Origin of the sequence: Onishia taeanensis (genome assembly GCF_003268885.1) — a bacterium.
In the GTDB taxonomy this organism is placed as follows: domain Bacteria; phylum Pseudomonadota; class Gammaproteobacteria; order Pseudomonadales; family Halomonadaceae; genus Onishia; species Onishia taeanensis_A.
In genome coordinates, this window is record NZ_QLSX01000007.1 from 1 (window position 1) to 17,760 (window position 17,760).

Genomic DNA, 17,760 nt, shown 5'->3' on the forward strand with positions numbered 1-17,760 from the left:
TCCGACAGGAAGGTGACGAAGCACCAGAATCGCCGATGATTCGTTACTACATCAGTTCGGCCGAGCTGAGCGCCATGAAGCTCGCAGAAGCGGCCCGCCAGCATTGGTTTGTCGAGAATAAGCTCCACTGGTCCTTGGATGTGGCGCTCCGCGAGGATGCCTGCAAAATCCATCGCGGGCAGGCAGCAGAAAACCTCGCCAGGGTCCGCCATATCGCCCTGAATTACTTGAAAGGGGAGAAGCGTTTCAAGGGCGGAATTCGGCGAAAGCAGAAGAAAGCCGCGCTGGATGAGACATACCTTGCTGACATTCTCGCGGTCTGATTTTTTTCATGCGTTTTCCCTGGGTATCGGCAGCGATCCGCGCATCGGCTATCACTTCATCTACCCGGGCTGCGGTTACGGCGGTTCCTGTTTTCCCAAGGACGTGCAGGCGCTGGCGCGCACCGCCAGCGAGGTTGATTACCCAGCAGATCTGCTGAATGCCGTCGAGAGCGTCAATCGTCGTCAGAAAAGCACCCTGTTTGCCAAGCTCAACCAGGCCTTCGACGGCGATCTGGCCGGCAAGACGATTGCCCTGTGGGGCCTTGCTTTCAAGCCCAACACCGATGACATGCGCGATGCCCCGAGCCGCGACGTCATGGAAGCGCTGTGGGCGGCCAGCGCCAGGGTGCAGGCCTATGACCCGGAGGCTATGAAGGAATGCCGGCGCATCTACGGAGAGCGCGATGACCTGGTGCTGGTGGCCGATCGCATTCAGGCCGTGAAGGGCGCGGATGCGCTGGTCATCTGCACCGAGTGGAAGGAGTTCCGCATTCTCGATTTCGACTGGCTCAAGGCGCAGCTCGCCATGCCGGTGGTGGTCGACGGGCGTAACCTTTTCCCGCCGAAGGCCGTCAAGGATGCGGGCCTGATGTACTACGCAGTGGGCCGTGGTGACTCTTTGGCTTCAGCTTAGATTGAATCGCCCTATATGTTAGGCATACGGGGCGATTCAGACCTCTTATTAAAAAAGATTTAGCTGATTAATATACGCTCGCGAAGGTGTTTGATGACTACATCCGCCGCTTCTTCGCTGCCCATGTCGCCTGTTCTAAGGTGAACATCAGGAGCCTCGGGCGCTTCGTAGGCGGAATCGATGCCTGTGAAATTCTTCAGCTCGCCGCGCCTAGCCTTCTTGTACAGCCCCTTGGGGTCACGGTCTTCGGCCACATCTAGCGGGGTATCGACGAAGATCTCGATAAACTCGCCATCTTCCACTAGGTCCTTGGCTAACTGCCGCTCGCTGCGGAAGGGCGAGATAAAGGCCGTCAATACGATCAGACCTGCATCCACCATCAGTTTGGCTGTTTCGCCGACGCGGCGAATGTTCTCGACCCGGTCAGCATCGGTGAAGCCCAGGTCACGGTTGAGGCCGTGGCGGACGTTGTCACCATCCAGCAGGTAGGTGTGTTGGCCGGCGGCATGTAGCTTTTTCTCGACCAGGTTGGCAATGGTCGATTTTCCGGCCCCTGAAAGCCCGGTAAACCACAGCACGGCAGGGCGCTGATTTTTGGCAGTGGCTCGTGCCTGCTTGTCGACATCCACGTGCTGCATGTGAATGTTTTGGCTGCGGCGCAGTGCAAAGTGCAGCATACCGGCGCCGACGGTGTTGTTGGTCATTCGGTCGATGAGGATGAAACCGCCAGTGTCCTGGTTGTCTTTGTATGGGTCGAAGGCCACAGGGCGGTTCAGGCTCAAGGTGCAAACGCCAGTGGCATTGAGGTCCATCTGCTTGCCAGCGGTGTGCTCCAGCGTATTGACGTTAATCTGGTACTTGATGTTTGTGACGGTTGACGACACTGCCTGCGTACCGAGCTTCATCAGGTAGGGACGACCGGGCAACAGGGCTTGTTCATGCATCCAAACGATGGTGGCCTCAAACTGGTCGGCTGTTTGAGCCGGCTGATCCACGCCCGAAATCACATCGCCGCGTGAAATATCGATTTCGTCGTCCAGCAGCAAGGTGACGGATTGACCGGCGACGGCTTCTTCCAAGTCGCAATCGAAGGTATAGATGCGCTTGACGGTGCTGTTCTTGCCGGATGGCTGTACGCGAATCGCATCGCCCGGTTTTACGCAGCCACTTGAAATCATCCCGCTGAAGCCACGGAAGTCCAGGTTAGGGCGGTTGACCCACTGCACCGGCATGCGAAAAGGCGTGCGTTGCAGGTGTGCTTCATCTATCTCGACGGTTTCCAGGTAGGCCATCAGCGTCGGGCCGTGATACCAGGGCATATGATGACCATGCTCGATGACGTTGTCGCCTTTTAGCGCCGACATCGGGATGAAGGTGATCTTTTCCAGGCCGAGCTGTCGTGCCAAGTCGCGGTATTCCTCGACGATTTCGTCGAATCGCGCCTGCGAGTAGTTCACTAGGTCCATCTTGTTGATCGCCACCACCACATGGCGCATGCCAATCAATGACATCAGAAAGCTATGTCGGCGTGTCTGCGTCAGGATGCCGTGGCGGGCGTCGACCATCAGGATGGCGGCATCGGCCGTCGAGGCGCCGGTCACCATGTTGCGGGTGTACTGCTCGTGCCCAGGGGTATCGGCGACGATGAACTTGCGCTTATCGGTGGAAAAGTAACGGTAGGCCACATCAATGGTGATGCCTTGTTCGCGCTCGGCGGCCAGGCCGTCCACCAGCAGCGCGAAGTCCATGTCGCCGCCCTGGGTGCCGTACTTGCGCGAGTCGGCTTCGATGGCCGCTAGCTGATCCTCGAATAGCAGCTTGGATTCGAACAGTAGGCGCCCGATCAGTGTGCTCTTGCCGTCATCCACGCTGCCACAGGTAATGAAGCGCAGCAGGCCCTTGTTTTCGTGTGACTTGAGGTAGCCCTCAATGTCACCGGCGATCATGTCGGAAGCGTGTGCCATGAATAACCCTTTAGCTATAAGCTGTAAGCCATAAGCTGTAAGTACAACCAGTCCTAGCTTGCAGCAGAATCGTCATTGTCCAGCGAGGTGATCAGGCCGGATCTTGTGACCTGATCCTTGAAGCCGAAATCACGTAGATCCCGCATCGCCTTGTAAATCTCGGCGGATAACCTCGCCGAGCGCTGCCATACCTGCAGCCTTTCGAAATTCATCGCCGCCACCTCTGCAAGCTGTTGGGATTACTTACAGCTTACAGCTTACAGCTTAGGGCTCTTCCAGGCGCTCCGCGCCTAGAAGTACCCCTCTTGCTTTTTCTTTTCCATGGATGCGGCACTGTCGTGGTCGATGACGCGGCCTTGCCGTTCGGATGTTCTGGTGAGCAGCATTTCCTGAATGATCGCCGGCAGAGTGTCGGCCTCGGATTCCACGGCACCGGTCAGTGGATAGCAGCCCAGGGTGCGGAAGCGCACCTTGCGCATCATGGGTACTTCGCCTGGCTCCAGCGGCATCCGTTCATCGTCGACCATGATCAGGGCGCCATCACGTTCCACGACAGGCCGTTCTGCGGCGTAGTAGAGAGGAACGATGGGGATGTTCTGCAAGTAGATATATTGCCAGATATCCAGCTCGGTCCAGTTGGAGAGCGGGAACACGCGTATTGATTCACCCTTGTGCTTGAAGGTGTTGAAAACCCTCCAGAGTTCGGGGCGTTGGTTCTTTGGGTCCCAGCGGTGTTGATCGGTGCGAAACGAGAAAACACGCTCCTTGGCGCGGGACTTTTCTTCGTCGCGACGCGCGCCGCCGAAGGCGGCATCGAACCCGTACTTGTCCATTGCCTGTTTGAGACCTTCGGTCTTCATTACATCGGTATGAATCGCCGAGCCGTGGGTGAAGGGGTTGATATCCTTCTCGATGCCTTCCGGGTTGATATGCACCAGCAGGTCCATTCCCGCTTCCTCGGCCATACGGTCCCGAAACTCGTACATGGCACGAAATTTCCAGCGGGTGTCCACGTGGAGTAGGGGGAAGGGAGGAGGCGAGGGCGAAAATGCCTTTCGCGCCAGGTGCAGCATCACAGCGCTATCCTTGCCGACTGAGTAGAGCATGACCGGGTTTTCGGACTCGGCAACCACCTCGCGCATGATCTGGATGCTCTCGGCCTCGAGGCGTTGTAGATGGGTGAGTGTCGTCATCGTTGTTCCATTTGGTGGTAAATGCCCGGCTGATCGTAGTTGTGCGCCCGCTTATAGCTTGCTGTTGAGCGGCACGTCGAGAAGGTGAAAATCAGTGTGTAGCTCGAGCCAAGCGGCTATCTCTGCGCTTGCCTTGAAAAAGGCTCCATGGAAAATCAGTGCTGTCGGGCCTTGATCGGCCAAGCGCTCGAACAATTCAATATAGTCTCTGGCCTTTGGTGGCGAAGCGAATAGGCAGGTGTACAGCACGCCGCGCTTGCCATGCACATACAACTGGTAGCAAGGCGCCTGGCGATCGTTTGAATTTGTGACGACGCGCACACCTCCCCGCCATTGAGTACCGCCAAGGCTACGCACTCGCTCAACAACCGGCTGTACTTGCTGACGCAACCACCGCCCTTTGCGTGAACGCCTTGCCGCGGCCTCTAGTGACATGGGCGCCGGTTTGAGATCCCGCGCCTCCAGCCAGTGTTCTACAGCGCGCGGCGAGACCTTTTGTCCTGTCTCATCGCTGAGTGCCTCTGCCAGCTCCCGGCTAGTCCAGCCGGGGCTTTTATCGGTAGGCCAGCGAGATAGCCGCTGCCACAGGTACTCTCTTTCAGGCTCGCGAAGCCTCTTAGTGTTGCCCTTGTGACGGCCGCGAGGGCGAACCGGCACCGCTTGCCAGCCTCCTTCCCTAAAAGCCTTCCAGGCGGCTGAAATCGTCGGTGCAGATAGCCCGGTGCGTTTTGCCGTGCTGGCTACTGTCAGGCCATCAAGGCGTAAGCGAACTGCCTCTAGACGGCGCTGATTGAGCATTTCAGGCGATAAATGTTTAGCGCTCATTTATTTTTCAATGTACTGAAATTAAAGAGAAAAAAATTGGATTTTGCGCTGCGGGTGCATAGCTGTTCGACATCATCATAAAAGGCCCCGTAAACTCCCACAAGTTTCCTGCAGCCCTCAAGGATGAATCGGATGACAGCTTGGTTGGTACTGCTTTCCTTGGCCGGCCTGTTGGCCTTGCTGGTGTCGGGTTTGGTGCGGCCTGCCATCGCCTTCGTGACCATGGCCGCTGGCTACCTGGTCTGTGGATTGGTGGATACCACTGTGCTTCTTCAGCAATACACCAACCCGGCCTTGGCCGCCTTGCTGTTGCTGCTGCTTGTGTCATTAGCCTTGGAGCGTTCGCCGTTGCTTGACTGGGTGTCAGAGCACCTTCTGCAAGGGCGTCCTGATAAGGCGGTCTTGAAGTTGATGGGCGTCAGTGCCGTACTTTCGGCCTTTCTCAATAATACGGCCGTGGTCGCGAGTTTCCTGAGTACGATTTCACGGCAAGACCGTATTGCCCCGTCTCGGCTACTGATCCCGCTTTCCTATGCTTCCATCCTGGGGGGGATGACGACTCTGGTTGGGACCTCGACCAACCTGGTGGTCAATTCTTTTGCGTTGGGCAGCGCAGGCATCGAACTTGGTATGTTTCAGTTCAGCCTGGTGGGTGTGCCCGTGGCGCTGCTGACTTTTGCGGTGTTGGTCTGGCGAGCAAGAACATTGCCACATCATCACCCGGAGGAGGCTGAAGATAAGCTTTCCTATTTTCTGGCGGCCGACCTCGAGCGAAGCTCCGAGTTGGTTGGCAAGAGCATAGAAGCCAATGGTTTGCGCAGCCTGGATGGCCTCTATCTGCTCGAGATTGAGCGAGAAGGGCGGCTGATCACTCCCGTGGGGCCGGAAGAAGTACTGCATGCAGACGACACGCTGGTATTCACCGGCGCAGTGAGCAAGGTGCAAGCTCTCCAGCGTTTCCCGGGGCTCAAGCTATTTGGGCACCACGCCGATGACCTGCTGGCCACCAACCTGATGGAAGTCGTGGTCTCGCATGAATCAGAGCTGTCGGGACGGACGTTGCAGGAAGTCGATTTTCGCAGCATGTTCAATGCGGGGGTGGTGGGCATTCGCCGTGGGGGGAAACGCCTGGAGGGCCAGTTGGGGCAGATTCCGCTGCGAGTGGGCGACTGTCTATTGATGGCGGTAGGGAGCGACTTTCATCAGCATCGCAACCTGGATCGCAACTTTCACTTGCTGAGCGGCAGCCCCACCCGGCCTCGCCTGAGTACCTGGGAAAGTGGCTTAACCCTGGCAGGGTTTACGGGCGTGATTGGGCTGTCGGCCCTTGAGCTGTTACCCCTGTTTCATGGTTTGCTGTTGATGATGGGTGGATTGTTGCTGGGGCGTGTGCTGAGCCCTTCAGAGTTGCGTCGACGCTTCCCCTTTGAGCTTTGGATGATCATCGGCTCGGCACTGGCTATTGCTCAAGGACTGGAGACATCCGGCGCGGCAGACCTGCTGGCCGATGGCATGCAGGCAATGTTCAATGGTCACGGCGTGTATGGCGCATTTATCGGCTGCTATATCCTGACGCTGCTACTGACCGAGACGGTGACCAACAATGCCGCTGCGGCCTTGGCTTTTCCGGTCGCCTGGACCACTGCCCATGCCTTGGGCGTCGCCCCCATGCCCTTCATCATGGCCGTGGCCTACGGGGCCAGCGCCTGTTTCTTGATTCCCTATGGGTATCAGACGCATCTGATGGTCTACTCGCCGGGGCGGTATAGCCTGATCGACTTTCTGCGTATTGGTGCCCCGGTCAGCATTGTCTACTCGGCTGCCGTGCTCGTGCTGACGCCCATCGTCTTTCCTTTCTGAGAGGGCCTCTGCAGCGGCCGGAGTGAAGCACGACCCATCCCCTGTGTACAATGGGCTGAAACTTGAGCCGACACGCGGGAAATACCATTTTTCGGATGGGTTTCAGAGCGCGTCAGGGGCGCGAGCCTAGTGTATTGTACGATGAGATGCGGAGAACCAATAAAGGCATGGATGTGACATACCCTTACGAACGCCGCCACTCCCGGTGGTATGAGCAAATCCTGCTGGGCTTGCCTTTCCAGGTATTGGTCGGTCTGCCGCTGGTCATCGCGCTGCCGGCGCTGGAGCGCTGGGGCTGGGGCTTCTGGCAGACCATGCCGGACTATCGCTTCAACACCATCGTGGCGATCGGCTTGGCCTTTGTAGCTATTACCCTTTGCCTGCGGCGGTTTGCCCGCTTTCCTGGCGTGCAGGTGGCCGCTTATATTTTGCCCACCGTCAGCTTGGCATTTCTTGTGGTGGTGGCCATCCTCTTCTTCACCAGGGAAGAGTACACGCGCCAAGTGCTGTTTACGGGGTATCTGGCCTCGCTACTGTGGTTCTTCGCCGGTTACTTCATTGGTAGGCGCTATCGGCGTATGAAGATCGCGGTGGTGCCTGTGGGTAATGCCTTGCAATTGAAGCCCACAGCGAGGATAGAGCTTCGTCAGCTATGTACCCCTGAGCCGGATGGTACCCGCTATGATGCGGTTGTGGCGGATCTAAGAAGCGAGGACCTGGGCGCCGAATGGGAGAAATTTCTGGCGCAATGCACCCTATGCAGAATCCCGGTGTATCACGTCCGCCAGATGCAAGAGTCCATCACTGGTCGTGTCCGGGTCGACCATCTTTCGGAGAACGAGTTTGGCTCTCTGCTGCCGTCTGCCATGTACGCCGGCCTGAAGCGCTGTGCCGATTTGCTAGGCGCGTTGCTGCTACTGCCGGTTCTTGCCCCCATCATGTTGCTCACGGCTCTGGCGATACGGAAAGATAGCCCTGGCCCTGCGCTGTTTCTTCAGGAGCGCATGGGATATCGAGGTGTTCCGTTCAAGGTCTACAAGTTTCGCAGCATGTATATCGATCGAGATGGCAAGGGCTTTACTGATGGTGATGATGACCCCCGCATCACCCCGGTTGGCAAGGTGATTCGCAAGTATCGCCTCGATGAGCTTCCTCAGCTCTTTAATGTGTTGAAAGGGGAGATGAGCTTTATTGGCCCTCGCCCGGAATCCATGCAGCTCTCCGAGTGGTATGAGCGCGATGTGCCTTTCTTCCGCTATCGCCATGTCGTCAGGCCGGGTATTTCCGGGTGGGCTCAGGTCGAGCAGGGCTATGCTGCCGAGGTTGATGGCATGACGACCAAGCTGCAATATGACTTCTACTACATCAAACACTTCTCACTTTGGCTTGATGTGCTGGTGCTCTTCAAGACCGTCAAGACGGTGTTTACCGGTAATGGCGCCAGGTAAGCGCGTAAGGGCCTTGAAAAAACTCACGTTGTTGAGGGCGGCCATGTGCCGCCCTTTTCATTGGCCTTTTAATTAGCCCGAGTGTATTAGCTTGAATCTATTAGCCGAGATTCAGGCTTCGTACCATCAGCCCCAAAGCCATAGTAGCTGACACGCTGAGCAGGGTACCTAGAAGCACGTACTCGGTGAGCTTGCGATCGCTGCTCTCGCGTAGGTCGCCGAAGCGCAGCACGGACTTGGCAGTCAGCAGGAAGCCCACGGCTGTCAGTTCATCCAATAGCACCAGGGTCAGTACCAGAAAGCGTTCGAGCATGCCGATGCGTGCTCCAGCTGCGACGAGAGTGCCGGGGTCGTTGACCTCATCGCTCCAGGGGCGCATGGCCAGGGCGATGCCGATGGCCATCGGCCGGGTCACCAGCAGGTAGGCGCCGGCCAGTGTCAGGGCTCGTGGGGTGGTTATCCAGGCGAACATCTCGAAAAGAGGCTGAAGGCTGCCTATCCAGCTGAGCCATAGCCCGAGTAGCACCAGCAGGTGTAATAGCTGGTCGAGTAGGAACCACCTCAGCCGGTTCGAATCAAGATATGTCTTGCCAAGGTCGATCAGTGCATGGCTAATCGCCACCAGAAGCGTGCCGGCCAGAATGATATCCGGCCCGCTGCCGGCGAGCGTGAGTACTAGAGCCGTGAGCAAACCGTGGATGCATGCATGCCAGTAAAGGGCTGGCGACAATCGCTTGTGGCGCTGTTTCGATTCGACCCACCGGTGTGGCTGAAATAGAAAATCGCCACTCAGATGGGCTAGCACCAGGCCGAGCAGTGTCGCCATTTCTGGAGAAGTCATTCGTCAGGTTGCTCCGTGGCCAGGCGCTGTTGGAAGAAGTTCAGCGTATCGGCGAGCATCGCCCAGCGGGCGGCACGCAGGCGCTTGTGAACGCTTGGTTGGCGGATGCCGAGCCGCTCGGCTATGGCCTGCTGGGACTCATCGTGCCACAGCTTGAGAAAGGCGATCTCAGCGGAGTAATGAGACCAGCCATCGATCAGCTCATCCACATAGCGGACCAGCAGCGTCATGGCTGCGTCATGCGGGGCATCGGCCTCAGTCAGTGCCAGGTGAGCGTCACTTTCGCTTATGGCGTCCAGTGCTTTGCCAGATGCGATGAACACCGGCCCGTCGGCGGATGCCAGGGGGCTACCGGGCTGCCACTCGTTATGACCAACGGCCACCGCGACTCGGGCATCCCAGCGTTGGTCTTGTGAGTGCATGATCAGCTCGGCACGCAGAGCCACAGCGGCATGCAGGGCCTCGCTGGTGCAGGGGATGGCCAGTTGGAAGCCATCGCCACGGTAGCGCTCGAAACGGCCGCCATAATGCTTGGCAAGGCGTGACAAGCTGGCATCCAGCACCCGGTAAAGCGCGGTTATATCGCTGATCCGCTGTGATGCGATGATGTCGCCGGTCAGCACGGCAAGGGGCTGCCTCATTGGGTGCTCTCTCATAACCGGTTTGCCTTTTAAGATAGCCTTATATGGCTATTTGTCAAATATATAGCCTATATGGGTTATGGATTCGCAATATTCTATTAAACAGCTATGCCCTAACGTCGCCAAACCGATCCGCGCTAGGTGCTCGGTGGCCTGCGCCGTGAATCGCTTGTGCATGGGCCTTATGCATGGGTCTTGTGCATGAGGTTAGTGCATGAGGTTAGTGCATGGGACTTGGGAACGGATTTTGTGCATGCGTCACGAGGCAGTCTCGCCTAGCTGGCTCGCTGGCCTAGATGTCGGCTTCAATGCCAAGTATTACGCCAGGCTTGAAAACAGGCTGTTCGCCGCTATCATATCGCCCAAGGTCGGCGGCATCTGCCGTCGGTCTGTTTACCAATGCTCGCTTCGCACCCCGCCCAGCCTTGGCTGGGCGGGGTTTTTCTTGATCTACCAAGGGAGATCCTATGACTGATACAGCCGCTCAAGATACTCAGGACGACGCGCTGGTTCGTGCCATCACGCTGCAGATGGAAGTCGATGAGCTAAAGGCTGACGTTCAGCAGCTGAAGAAAGAGGCGCAGCAGGCTCAGAAGGCGCGCGACAAGGCCAAGCACGAAGCCGAGCAGTTGCGTACCCGTAACGCCAAGCTTAGTGACAAGCTTGATGCCGCAAAGAAAGACGCGAAGCAGGCCAAACACCTGGCGCGCGAAGAATTGCAAAAGGCACGTGCCAAGCAGGACGCCAAGCGCGGCAAGTCGGCCAATAGCGGTGCTGAAGAAGAAGCGGCATCAATCACCAGTGACGATGGCAAGGTCAAGGTGTCGCTGACCAATGACCAGGTCCAGATTGCGCAGCCGCCGCACTACGTTATTAGCAGCACTCCGCTGAGCGAGAGTGACCAGCATCAGCTTGAATTCTGCGACCTGATCACCGCAGTTCGCGATGGCGAATATGGAGAGTTCGTGGACCAGGCTTCCCAAGTCATGGCGGCTCGCTGGCGTGAGCAAAACCAGTGCTTGAGGGTCGAAGACCTGGAGCTACCGACAAAGGTTGCGGCAACACTGGCCGAAAATGGACTCGTGATGATTAGCGACATTGAGAGCCGCCATGCAGCCGGCACTCTGGCCGACATCAAGGGGATCGGCCCCGCAGCCATCGAGCAAGTGGACAAGGCGTTGGCCAGCACGTCTTGATTGGCATCCTGGGCGGATTGTGCGCCATGCCGGCTAGCCTGACGTAGTCGTAAGTGTAGAAGGAGAGATGCCCCGACCTTTTGAAGCTCTTGCGGGGGCTGCGCCCCGAGTCCCTAACTGATTGCAGAACCTGATCTGCAACCCGTATTTCAAGACCCGCTTGTGAGCCCTGATAGAGTGAGAGTCTGCTTTTTGGGCGGTTTGGTTGGGGTTGGCCCCGAGCTTTCTTGTTCTCGGGCCCCGTATCTTGAGTGGCGATAAAGGATGCGCCTGGCTGCTGGAGCCGGCGCATCTTTACTATGTTTGTCAGTGCCAGTGTCAGAAGAGTTGTTTATCAGTGCGATGGGAGCTGTTCGTCAGTGCGAAGGGCAACGCCTCGGCTTGATGTGACTCGCCAGCGCCAGATATGGGTTACCAGCCCCCCCACGATCAGGTTATGAACGTAGACGCCGGAAGAGAATGAAAGGTAAGCCTCGAACTGGTTGACGATCATCCAGAAGATAAAGAAGCTAGCGCCGAACAGCGCCATGTCGCCGGGCATGGCGCCTGCGCGCCAGGCAAGCCAGGTGCCGCGGCCTACCCAGTAGGCGAGTGCTGCCATTACAAATACACCAAGGGCGCCATAGGCCACCAGCACTTCCAGGAAGGTGTTATGCAGGTGGCCATAACGTTCCTTGGTTTTTTCTGGCAGCCACTCGGTTTGTTTGACGGCGAGGCTGCGCCCATTTGCGCCCCAGCCAACCAGCGGCCGCTCGGCTATCCATTGCGTGGCGGCAATCCAGGTGTAAATGCGATTACCAATGCTGGAATTGGGGTCGATGGCGTCAATGTCACCATCCATTAGCTCAGTGATCACTTGGTTCTCGGCACCCAGCCGCCGTTCTATTGATCCGTGGAAGGCTGTGCCTAACACGGCCACCACGAGAAGCGCAGAGACGCCGCCAACTACCAGGTGCTTCTTGTTCACGCCGAGACGTTGAGTCATGAGCCTGGCTGATACCAGCACCAAGGCGGCCATAACCGGTAGGGCTATTAGCAGAGCGAGCCAGATGGCGCGGGTTTGGGTCACTATCACGCCTGCAAGGCATATTGTTAATGCTATGCCCCAGGCAAGGCGCCGCAGAATGGACCAGGAACCGGGCTGCAGAGCTCTTCTGCTGAAGGCAAGTAGCCCCAGCAGCGATGTACCGAAATACATGGCCCCATGCTGAGCATTGTGGATGCCGAAATCGACTCGATGCCCCGATAGCCCTCTTTGCCAGTGATCAAGGCCCACATCGTTGGTTATCGAGGTGAGGAATAAGCCCAACATTGCCAGGCACCATAGCCAGAGGGTTGGGCGGGTGCGGCCGCCAAGCCACCATGCAATGCCAATGAAAAGGAACCACTTGCCCATGCGATCCAGTTGGGGGTTATCCGGTATCCACTCTGGGTGATGGAAGTAGCCAAGACACCAACTAAGTAGTTGAACAAGTACCGCCGCGAGCAGGAGCCAAAGCGGCGCGGAGCCACGGATATCAGCGCTACGTAACACCATGGTCAGCCCTAAAATCGCCATCAAGGTTCCGGCGATTCCTCCCACTTTGGGCCATAGCAAATTAAGAAATCCGTAGAGGAAAACGCACGCTATCCCTAATAGCCATAGGGGCCTAGGTGACTGCCAAGTTGCCGTACTTTGATTGAATTGCCACCTAGATCTAAGCATGTATTCGTGGTTCCGCTGCTTATGGTTGATGATTTTGTAGTGGGGTTATAACAGGGCTTTCGTTATGACTTGGTGCTAAAGCGTATGTGCTAATGTGCTCGTTTGTTCACTGCCGCGGGGGTGTCCAGGTAACTCGCCACCATGGTCTCTTCAGAGAAGTCCTTGAGCCATTCCGGTTTGACCTCATAGCCGCCTTGGCCAAGGACTTCTTGCATCTTGCTCGCCAAGCCTTCCGCGCTGTGTTCAGCGATGCCGATTTCAAGCTCGCCTTTGAGGATCTCGCGGATGCCGCCGGGGCAGTCCACCGAGGCCACCGGCGTACCGCAGGCCAAGGCTTCGCTTAGTACGATGCCCATGCCTTCTATTCTCGAGCTCAAGACGAAAAGGCGGGCTGCGCGCATCCAGGGGTAGGGGTTGCGTTTGGTGCCGGCAAAGGTGACGCGCTCGGCAATGCCGAGCCTGCGTGCCTTGTCTTCCAGTGCTGCCTGTAGGTGGCCTTCGCCGATAATGACAAGCCGCTCTTCGGGCGTGGCCTGGGCATAGGCTTCAAGCAGTAGCTCGTGGTCCTTTTGAGGCACCAGCCTTGCCACGTTGAGGATGAAGGGCTCGTCTGGAATATCGGGGTCTTTCTCGAGCATCAGCGACTGAATGCGCTTCACCGGGCAGGCATTGATGATGCGCTCTAGTGATAGCGGCGTCAGTTGGAAGCGTTGGCTGTAAGCTTGGGCCGAGTCCACTACCCCTTGGGAAACGCCTACCAGGTGGCGCTTGTCCAGAAGGGAGCGCGCAAAAAGGCGTTGCTGCCAGTGAGGGCCTTTGAAATTGACGCCATTCTCGAGCACGAAGCGTGCGCGCTCGTCACGGAAGCTCCAGACGCCCTCGTAGGTGCCCAGGCCGCGAAAGATCAGCCGATCCACCTTGCCGTGTTGCTTTTCAAAGCGCTTCAGCCAGGCCCTGAAGACAAAGCCACCCAGCCAGCCGGTCCATACAAAGTGAGAGCGACGGATCAGCGGGTTGAGGATCAAACGTGAGATCAGTTCGACCAGTAGGCCAACACCGGTCAAGCGGATAAGGCGTTGAATCGGCACCACATGGCTGGTGACGCCAGGATTGTCGGGGGTGAGGACCTGATCCCGGTCGCGCCAGGTGACGATGTGTGATTCGTGCCCGGCATCGGCGAGGGCATCGGCAAGCGTGATGGCCATTCGTTCCATGCCGCCCATCTTGAGGCTTCTGACGATAACAAGAGTGCGCATGTAACCTCGGCGTTGGCGGGGTGGGGCTGAGTCCGTCTATTCTAAAGCGTTCTGGCGATGGCCAAAATGCAAAGGTCAAAAACGCAAAGGCCAAAACGAAAAAAGCCACTCGACAAGGCCGAGTGGCTTTTAATATTTCTGGTCGGAGCGACTGGATTCGAACCAGCGACCTCTGCAACCCCATTGCAGCGCGCTACCAAGCTGCGCCACGCTCCGACTCTGGTACTCGGCAGTGCCTTTCGGCTCCTGTGTCCCGAGAACGAGGCGTATACTAGCGCGAGATGTTGGCGATGGGAAGCCCCTTAAGCGCTTTTTTTTCAAAAGGTTGGCTGAGTGGTTAGTCTGCACCTAGACGAAAGGAGTAGAATGCATCAACGAAGAGTGGAGGAGGGCAGGCATGTCGTTGATCGTTGGGTTTATCATCTTGCTGGGATGCCAGTTTCTGGGCGAGCTGATCGTTCGCGGTTTCGGTATTCCGGTTCCGGGGCCGGTGATGGGCATGGTGATTCTGCTGATCGCCTTGCTGATCAACGGGCGCGTGCCGGATGGCCTTCGTAAGACAGGCCAGGGGCTATTGAACTATCTGACCCTGCTGTTTGTGCCGGCGGGGGTCGGGATGATGGTGCATTTCCAACTGATTCAGGCTGATTTCTGGACGATCATTGTCACCCTGTTCGTCTCCACGGCGGTAACCCTAGCCGTCACGGCCAAGGTCATGATGTGGATGAACCAGCGAGTCGGTGGGACGGAGAAGGCCAAATGAACTTCGTCGCATTGGACCAAGTCTGGGTCTACCTGTCGGGCAACCCCTTGCTTTCGCTGCTGGTGACGCTGGCAGCATTTTATGTGGCCACGCGAATCAACATCCTGCTTGGCCGCACGCCTTTGCTGCACCCGGTGGTGATTTCGATCGTACTGCTGATCGGTTTTCTGTTGCTCAGCGGCATCGAATACAGCACCTACTTCGAAGGGGCTCAGTTCATTCACTTCCTGCTTGGCCCGGCCACGGTTGCCCTGGCAATACCGCTCTATGATCATCGGGAACGCGTTCGTCGGCTGATATGGCCTGTCATGGTGGCCTGTGTCACCGGCATCGTGACCGCCGTGGGCTCGACCCTTGGCATCGCCATGCTGATGGGAGCGAGCCGGGAGACACTGCTGACGCTTGCCCCCAAGTCGGTGACCTCACCGATTGCGATGGGCATCGCCGAGCAGTTGGGCGGAATTCCTTCGCTGGCAGCAGGACTGGTCTTGCTGACCGGGTCGATCGGCTGTGCCCTGGGGCCTTGGATATTCAGACTGATGCGTATCAAGGACCCGACCGTTCAGGGCTTCACCATGGGGCTGGCAGCTCATGGCTTCGGCACGGCGCAAAGCTTCAGCTCTATTGGTGCGCTAGCTGGCGCCTTTGCGGGTCTCGCCATGGGCCTGACGGGGCTGTTGACGGCGTTCCTGTTGCCGTTGATCGTGGCGCTATTGGGGATTTGATCGGCCTCTGAGGCCTCATATCTCTTCCCATACCCGCTGACGAAAGTCCAAGGCCATCTCGTTGACCCTGTTCATCCGATTCAGGTGGGCGTTGACGAAATCCTCTATGGCGTCCTGATAACAGCTACCCAAGACGGAAGGATCCTTGAGTGTCTGCTGGTCGGACAGGCACTTGATGATCTCCTGCTGGCTGGTGGCGCAGGCGGTCAATAGCTCTGCTTCCATCTGCATGGCATCAAAGAGCGTTTCCATCCAAGCAACCTGCATGCGGACAACTGGATTCGCGGCTCCCATCCAATGGTGTACCCACCAGTCGATGACCGGGGCGCTTGCGTCCCTAACTGCTACAGGAAACTCGGCGATATTTTCGGGTTTACTGATCATCACTCCTCCTGACATCACGGTCATTGTGAATTCCGATGTCATTCTGTCGGCACCACCCTTGAGTATAGAGGCCGCAAGGCCGCGCACCGTGCGCAAGTGGTGTTCTTCATCCATTCTCTGATGAGAGTCAACTTTTGGTGCGAGAGGCGATCAAGGTGCTCAAGGGCAGCAGGAGGCGGCGATGTGGCAGGTGATCAAGTCGGTGCTGGCGGCCTTCTTTGGGGTGCAGAAGGAGCAGCAGCGCAAAAAGGACTTCGAAGAGGGCAAGCCGGTGACCTTTATCATCGTCGGCCTGTTGATGGCGCTGGTACTGGTGGTGGGCGTCTTCATGCTGGCTATGAGCGCTGCGGATTAGGCAATGGCTGAAAAGTACTGCGCTCGCCCATACGGCGTTAAAAATCGGCTGGAGCGCCAGCCCGGTCAAGATGCTCATTTACACCCGGTAAACTGGTACGCCAGCCCGGTCCGCTCTTTCGCCGATTTTTGCCTTAGCTACGCGCCCCGGTCTGGCCATCGCTCGTCGACTTTTCAGACACAGCCTAGGGGCGACGTTTTTGCTAGAGCCTCTACTACGTAGAGCCCCTATTGACTAGAACGCCAGGTAAGGAGAGCCCCTACTAAGGTAGATGGCTGCGTTTAGTGATTGCGCATACTCTGAATAAGAACATCTCGTCAACCTTTCTATACTCTGCTTAATACGTTGCTTCCTACTCTGCTTGGCCGTTGCTTACTCGAGCCATAGCGGGTCCAGGCTTCAGCAGTATCTGAACGATGGCAGGAAAGTCAGGAAAGTTAGGAAAGTAAGGGGTGTTAGAAAGGCCAGCGATATCAGCAGTGCGGGCGGTGTGATCGCAATGACCGTGACCGGACAGACAAGGAGGGGCCGATGCGCAAATTGCCTGGTGGAGTGGCAGCCATTGGCGGTGGCGTTTGGCTGACCTTTTCGGCTCTAGCCCATGGCTGGAACATGCCGCTCGGCGTCACGGCCCTGAGCCGCGATATCCACGGCTTGCACATGACGATCTTTTGGATCTGTGTGGTGATCGGCGTCGTTGTCTTCGGCGTGATGTTCTACTCCCTCTTCCGCTACCGTCGCTCAAAGGGCGCCCAGGCCTCGCTTTTCCACGAAAACACCAAGGTCGAAGTGATCTGGACGGCGGTTCCCTTGCTGATTCTGATCGGCATGGCACTGCCGGCGACCGCCACCCTCAAGCAGATGTATGACGCCAAGGATGCCGATCTGGACGTGATGGTCACCGGCCAGCAGTGGCGCTGGCACTATGAGTACCTGGGCGAAGACGTGGCCTTTACCTCTAATCTCACCACGCCCCGCGATCAGATCGATGGCCTCGCCGCCAAGGGCGAGCATTACCTGCTCGAAGTTGACGAGCCGCTGGTGCTGCCGGTCGGGCGCAAGGTGCGTTTCCTGCTGACCTCCGATGACGTGGTGCATTCCTGGTGGGTGCCTGATCTTGCCGTCAAGCAAGACGCCATTCCCGGTTTCGTCAACGAAAACTGGGTGCGTATCGAAACGCCCGGCACCTATCGCGGCCAGTGCACCGAACTGTGTGGACGTAACCATGGCTTCATGCCGGTGGTGGTCGAAGCCATGGAACCCGAGGACTTCGATACCTGGCTTGCCGAGCGCCAGCAGGCAGCGGCCAGGGAAGCCAGCGGCGTTGATCGTGAGTGGGCCATGGACGAACTGATGTCGCGTGGCCAGCAGGTCTATGAGTCGATCTGTGCGGCCTGCCATCAGGTCGATGGCATGGGGAATCCGCCGGTCTTCCCGGCACTGGCCAATAACCCTGCCCTAATGGCGGAACGGGACCGGCACATCGCTACCGTCATCAATGGGGTGGCGGGTAAGCCGATGCCTGCCTTCAGCAGTAGCCTGAGCCCGGTGGAGATTGCCGCCGTGATTACCTATGAGCGCAATGCCTGGGGCAATGATACCGGGGATAGCGTGCAGCCGTCGGAGATTCAGGCAAGGCTCGAGTAG

18 protein-coding genes, 1 tRNA gene and 1 pseudogene are annotated in these 17,760 nt (G+C 57.6%); 9 read left to right on the forward strand and 11 right to left on the reverse strand.

The features are described from left to right. On the forward strand, positions 1 to 323 hold a 323-nt coding region (locus BCL93_RS10270; RefSeq protein ID WP_112055198.1), incomplete at its 5' end, for an ISAs1 family transposase. 22 nt (positions 324 to 345) lie between these two features. Next, positions 346 to 957 (forward strand): annotated as a pseudogene (locus BCL93_RS10275) (UDP binding domain-containing protein); the annotation flags it as partial. A gap of 59 nt (positions 958 to 1,016) precedes the next feature. Here BCL93_RS10275 and cysN read toward each other — a convergent pair. The 5 genes from cysN to BCL93_RS17260 all read right to left on the reverse strand — a co-directional run bounded on the left by cysN (position 1,017) and on the right by BCL93_RS17260 (position 5,163). Next, entirely contained in the window at positions 1,017 to 2,921 is a 1,905-nt protein-coding gene (gene cysN / locus BCL93_RS10280) for a sulfate adenylyltransferase subunit CysN (RefSeq protein ID WP_112055200.1), read from the reverse strand. Between the two features lie 53 nt (positions 2,922 to 2,974). After that, entirely contained in the window at positions 2,975 to 3,133 is a 159-nt protein-coding gene (locus BCL93_RS10285; protein WP_112055201.1) for a four helix bundle protein, read from the reverse strand. Positions 3,134 to 3,211: 78 nt separating this feature from the next. After that, on the reverse strand, positions 3,212 to 4,114 hold the full coding sequence (gene cysD / locus BCL93_RS17480) for a sulfate adenylyltransferase subunit CysD (RefSeq protein WP_112055202.1): 903 nt from the start codon (positions 4,112 to 4,114) through the stop codon (positions 3,212 to 3,214). 51 nt (positions 4,115 to 4,165) lie between these two features. Then, positions 4,166 to 4,939 (reverse strand): helix-turn-helix domain-containing protein, encoded by a 774-nt coding sequence (locus BCL93_RS17485; protein WP_112055203.1) that lies wholly within the window; start codon positions 4,937 to 4,939, stop codon positions 4,166 to 4,168. Then, positions 4,936 to 5,163, reverse strand: a complete 228-nt coding sequence (locus tag BCL93_RS17260; RefSeq protein ID WP_181463090.1) for a hypothetical protein — start codon at positions 5,161 to 5,163, stop codon at positions 4,936 to 4,938. The genes BCL93_RS17485 and BCL93_RS17260 overlap by 4 nt, the downstream gene beginning before the upstream one ends. Between BCL93_RS17260 and BCL93_RS10300 the strand changes: the two genes are divergently transcribed. Then, positions 5,072 to 6,799: an SLC13 family permease gene (locus tag BCL93_RS10300; RefSeq protein WP_112055204.1), complete on the forward strand. Its 1,728-nt coding sequence runs from the start codon at positions 5,072 to 5,074 to the stop codon at positions 6,797 to 6,799. The two genes, BCL93_RS17260 and BCL93_RS10300, sit on opposite strands and share 92 nt — an antisense overlap. A 134-nt stretch (positions 6,800 to 6,933) precedes the next feature. Beyond that, on the forward strand, positions 6,934 to 8,247 hold the full coding sequence (locus tag BCL93_RS10305; protein ID WP_258396342.1) for a sugar transferase: 1,314 nt from the start codon (positions 6,934 to 6,936) through the stop codon (positions 8,245 to 8,247). A 100-nt stretch (positions 8,248 to 8,347) separates the two neighbouring features. Here the strand turns inward: BCL93_RS10305 and BCL93_RS10310 are convergent, their stop codons facing one another. Both BCL93_RS10310 and BCL93_RS10315 read right to left on the reverse strand, forming a co-directional pair. Then, positions 8,348 to 9,088 (reverse strand): DUF3307 domain-containing protein, encoded by a 741-nt coding sequence (locus BCL93_RS10310; protein WP_112055205.1) that lies wholly within the window; start codon positions 9,086 to 9,088, stop codon positions 8,348 to 8,350. Further along, positions 9,085 to 9,729, reverse strand: coding sequence for a hypothetical protein (locus BCL93_RS10315; RefSeq protein WP_112055206.1), 645 nt, complete (start codon positions 9,727 to 9,729; stop codon positions 9,085 to 9,087). The genes BCL93_RS10310 and BCL93_RS10315 overlap by 4 nt, the downstream gene beginning before the upstream one ends. Before the next feature lie 467 nt (positions 9,730 to 10,196). On the opposite strand from BCL93_RS10315, the gene BCL93_RS10325 reads away from it, so the two are divergent. After that, on the forward strand, positions 10,197 to 10,925 hold the full coding sequence (locus tag BCL93_RS10325; RefSeq protein ID WP_112055208.1) for a hypothetical protein: 729 nt from the start codon (positions 10,197 to 10,199) through the stop codon (positions 10,923 to 10,925). 334 nt (positions 10,926 to 11,259) lie between these two features. Here the strand turns inward: BCL93_RS10325 and BCL93_RS10330 are convergent, their stop codons facing one another. The 3 genes from BCL93_RS10330 to BCL93_RS10340 form a co-directional block, all read right to left on the reverse strand. Next, positions 11,260 to 12,483 (reverse strand): O-antigen ligase family protein, encoded by a 1,224-nt coding sequence (locus BCL93_RS10330; protein ID WP_258396421.1) that lies wholly within the window; start codon positions 12,481 to 12,483, stop codon positions 11,260 to 11,262. A 236-nt stretch (positions 12,484 to 12,719) separates the two neighbouring features. After that, complete coding sequence (locus BCL93_RS10335; protein WP_112055210.1) at positions 12,720 to 13,886, reverse strand: glycosyltransferase; 1,167 nt, start codon at positions 13,884 to 13,886, stop codon at positions 12,720 to 12,722. 139 nt (positions 13,887 to 14,025) lie between these two features. Further along, positions 14,026 to 14,102, reverse strand: a tRNA-Pro gene (locus tag BCL93_RS10340). Between the two features lie 181 nt (positions 14,103 to 14,283). On the opposite strand from BCL93_RS10340, the gene BCL93_RS10345 reads away from it, so the two are divergent. Then, a complete protein-coding gene (locus BCL93_RS10345) occupies positions 14,284 to 14,649 on the forward strand; it encodes a CidA/LrgA family protein (protein ID WP_112055211.1) in 366 nt (121 codons plus the stop codon). Next, positions 14,646 to 15,374 carry an LrgB family protein gene (locus tag BCL93_RS10350; RefSeq protein ID WP_112055212.1) on the forward strand — a complete coding sequence of 243 codons (729 nt, stop codon included), beginning with the start codon at positions 14,646 to 14,648 and terminating at the stop codon, positions 15,372 to 15,374. The genes BCL93_RS10345 and BCL93_RS10350 overlap by 4 nt, the downstream gene beginning before the upstream one ends. Positions 15,375 to 15,389: 15 nt before the next feature. Here BCL93_RS10350 and BCL93_RS10355 read toward each other — a convergent pair whose 3' ends face one another. Continuing rightward, entirely contained in the window at positions 15,390 to 15,872 is a 483-nt protein-coding gene (locus tag BCL93_RS10355) for a hypothetical protein (protein WP_146742487.1), read from the reverse strand. Positions 15,873 to 15,939: 67 nt separating this feature from the next. Between BCL93_RS10355 and BCL93_RS10360 the strand changes: the two genes are divergently transcribed. Together BCL93_RS10360 and coxB are read left to right on the forward strand one after the other, a co-directional pair. After that, positions 15,940 to 16,113 carry a DUF2970 domain-containing protein gene (locus BCL93_RS10360; protein WP_112055213.1) on the forward strand — a complete coding sequence of 58 codons (174 nt, stop codon included), beginning with the start codon at positions 15,940 to 15,942 and terminating at the stop codon, positions 16,111 to 16,113. Between the two features lie 531 nt (positions 16,114 to 16,644). Continuing rightward, a complete protein-coding gene (gene coxB, locus BCL93_RS10365; RefSeq protein ID WP_112055214.1) occupies positions 16,645 to 17,760 on the forward strand; it encodes a cytochrome c oxidase subunit II in 1,116 nt (371 codons plus the stop codon).

Bases quoted from the DNA above. Each gene is read 5' to 3' on its own strand.
- cysN (WP_112055200.1), bottom strand. From the start codon at position 2,921: ATGGCACACGCTTCCGACATGATCGCCGGTGACATTGAGGGCTACCTC.
- BCL93_RS17260 (WP_181463090.1), bottom strand. From the start codon at position 5,163: ATGGTCACGAAGGCGATGGCAGGCCGCACCAAACCCGACACCAGCAAG.
- BCL93_RS10360 (WP_112055213.1), top strand. From the start codon at position 15,940: ATGTGGCAGGTGATCAAGTCGGTGCTGGCGGCCTTCTTTGGGGTGCAG.
- BCL93_RS10355 (WP_146742487.1), bottom strand. From the start codon at position 15,872: ATGGATGAAGAACACCACTTGCGCACGGTGCGCGGCCTTGCGGCCTCT.
- BCL93_RS10300 (WP_112055204.1), top strand. From the start codon at position 5,072: ATGACAGCTTGGTTGGTACTGCTTTCCTTGGCCGGCCTGTTGGCCTTG.
- cysD (WP_112055202.1), bottom strand. From the start codon at position 4,114: ATGACGACACTCACCCATCTACAACGCCTCGAGGCCGAGAGCATCCAG.
- BCL93_RS10325 (WP_112055208.1), top strand. From the start codon at position 10,197: ATGACTGATACAGCCGCTCAAGATACTCAGGACGACGCGCTGGTTCGT.
- BCL93_RS17485 (WP_112055203.1), bottom strand. From the start codon at position 4,939: ATGAGCGCTAAACATTTATCGCCTGAAATGCTCAATCAGCGCCGTCTA.
- BCL93_RS10310 (WP_112055205.1), bottom strand. From the start codon at position 9,088: ATGACTTCTCCAGAAATGGCGACACTGCTCGGCCTGGTGCTAGCCCAT.
- BCL93_RS10335 (WP_112055210.1), bottom strand. From the start codon at position 13,886: ATGCGCACTCTTGTTATCGTCAGAAGCCTCAAGATGGGCGGCATGGAA.
- BCL93_RS10330 (WP_258396421.1), bottom strand. From the start codon at position 12,483: ATGGCGATTTTAGGGCTGACCATGGTGTTACGTAGCGCTGATATCCGT.
- BCL93_RS10350 (WP_112055212.1), top strand. From the start codon at position 14,646: ATGAACTTCGTCGCATTGGACCAAGTCTGGGTCTACCTGTCGGGCAAC.
- BCL93_RS10285 (WP_112055201.1), bottom strand. From the start codon at position 3,133: ATGAATTTCGAAAGGCTGCAGGTATGGCAGCGCTCGGCGAGGTTATCC.
- BCL93_RS10345 (WP_112055211.1), top strand. From the start codon at position 14,284: ATGTCGTTGATCGTTGGGTTTATCATCTTGCTGGGATGCCAGTTTCTG.
- coxB (WP_112055214.1), top strand. From the start codon at position 16,645: ATGCGCAAATTGCCTGGTGGAGTGGCAGCCATTGGCGGTGGCGTTTGG.
- BCL93_RS10315 (WP_112055206.1), bottom strand. From the start codon at position 9,729: ATGAGGCAGCCCCTTGCCGTGCTGACCGGCGACATCATCGCATCACAG.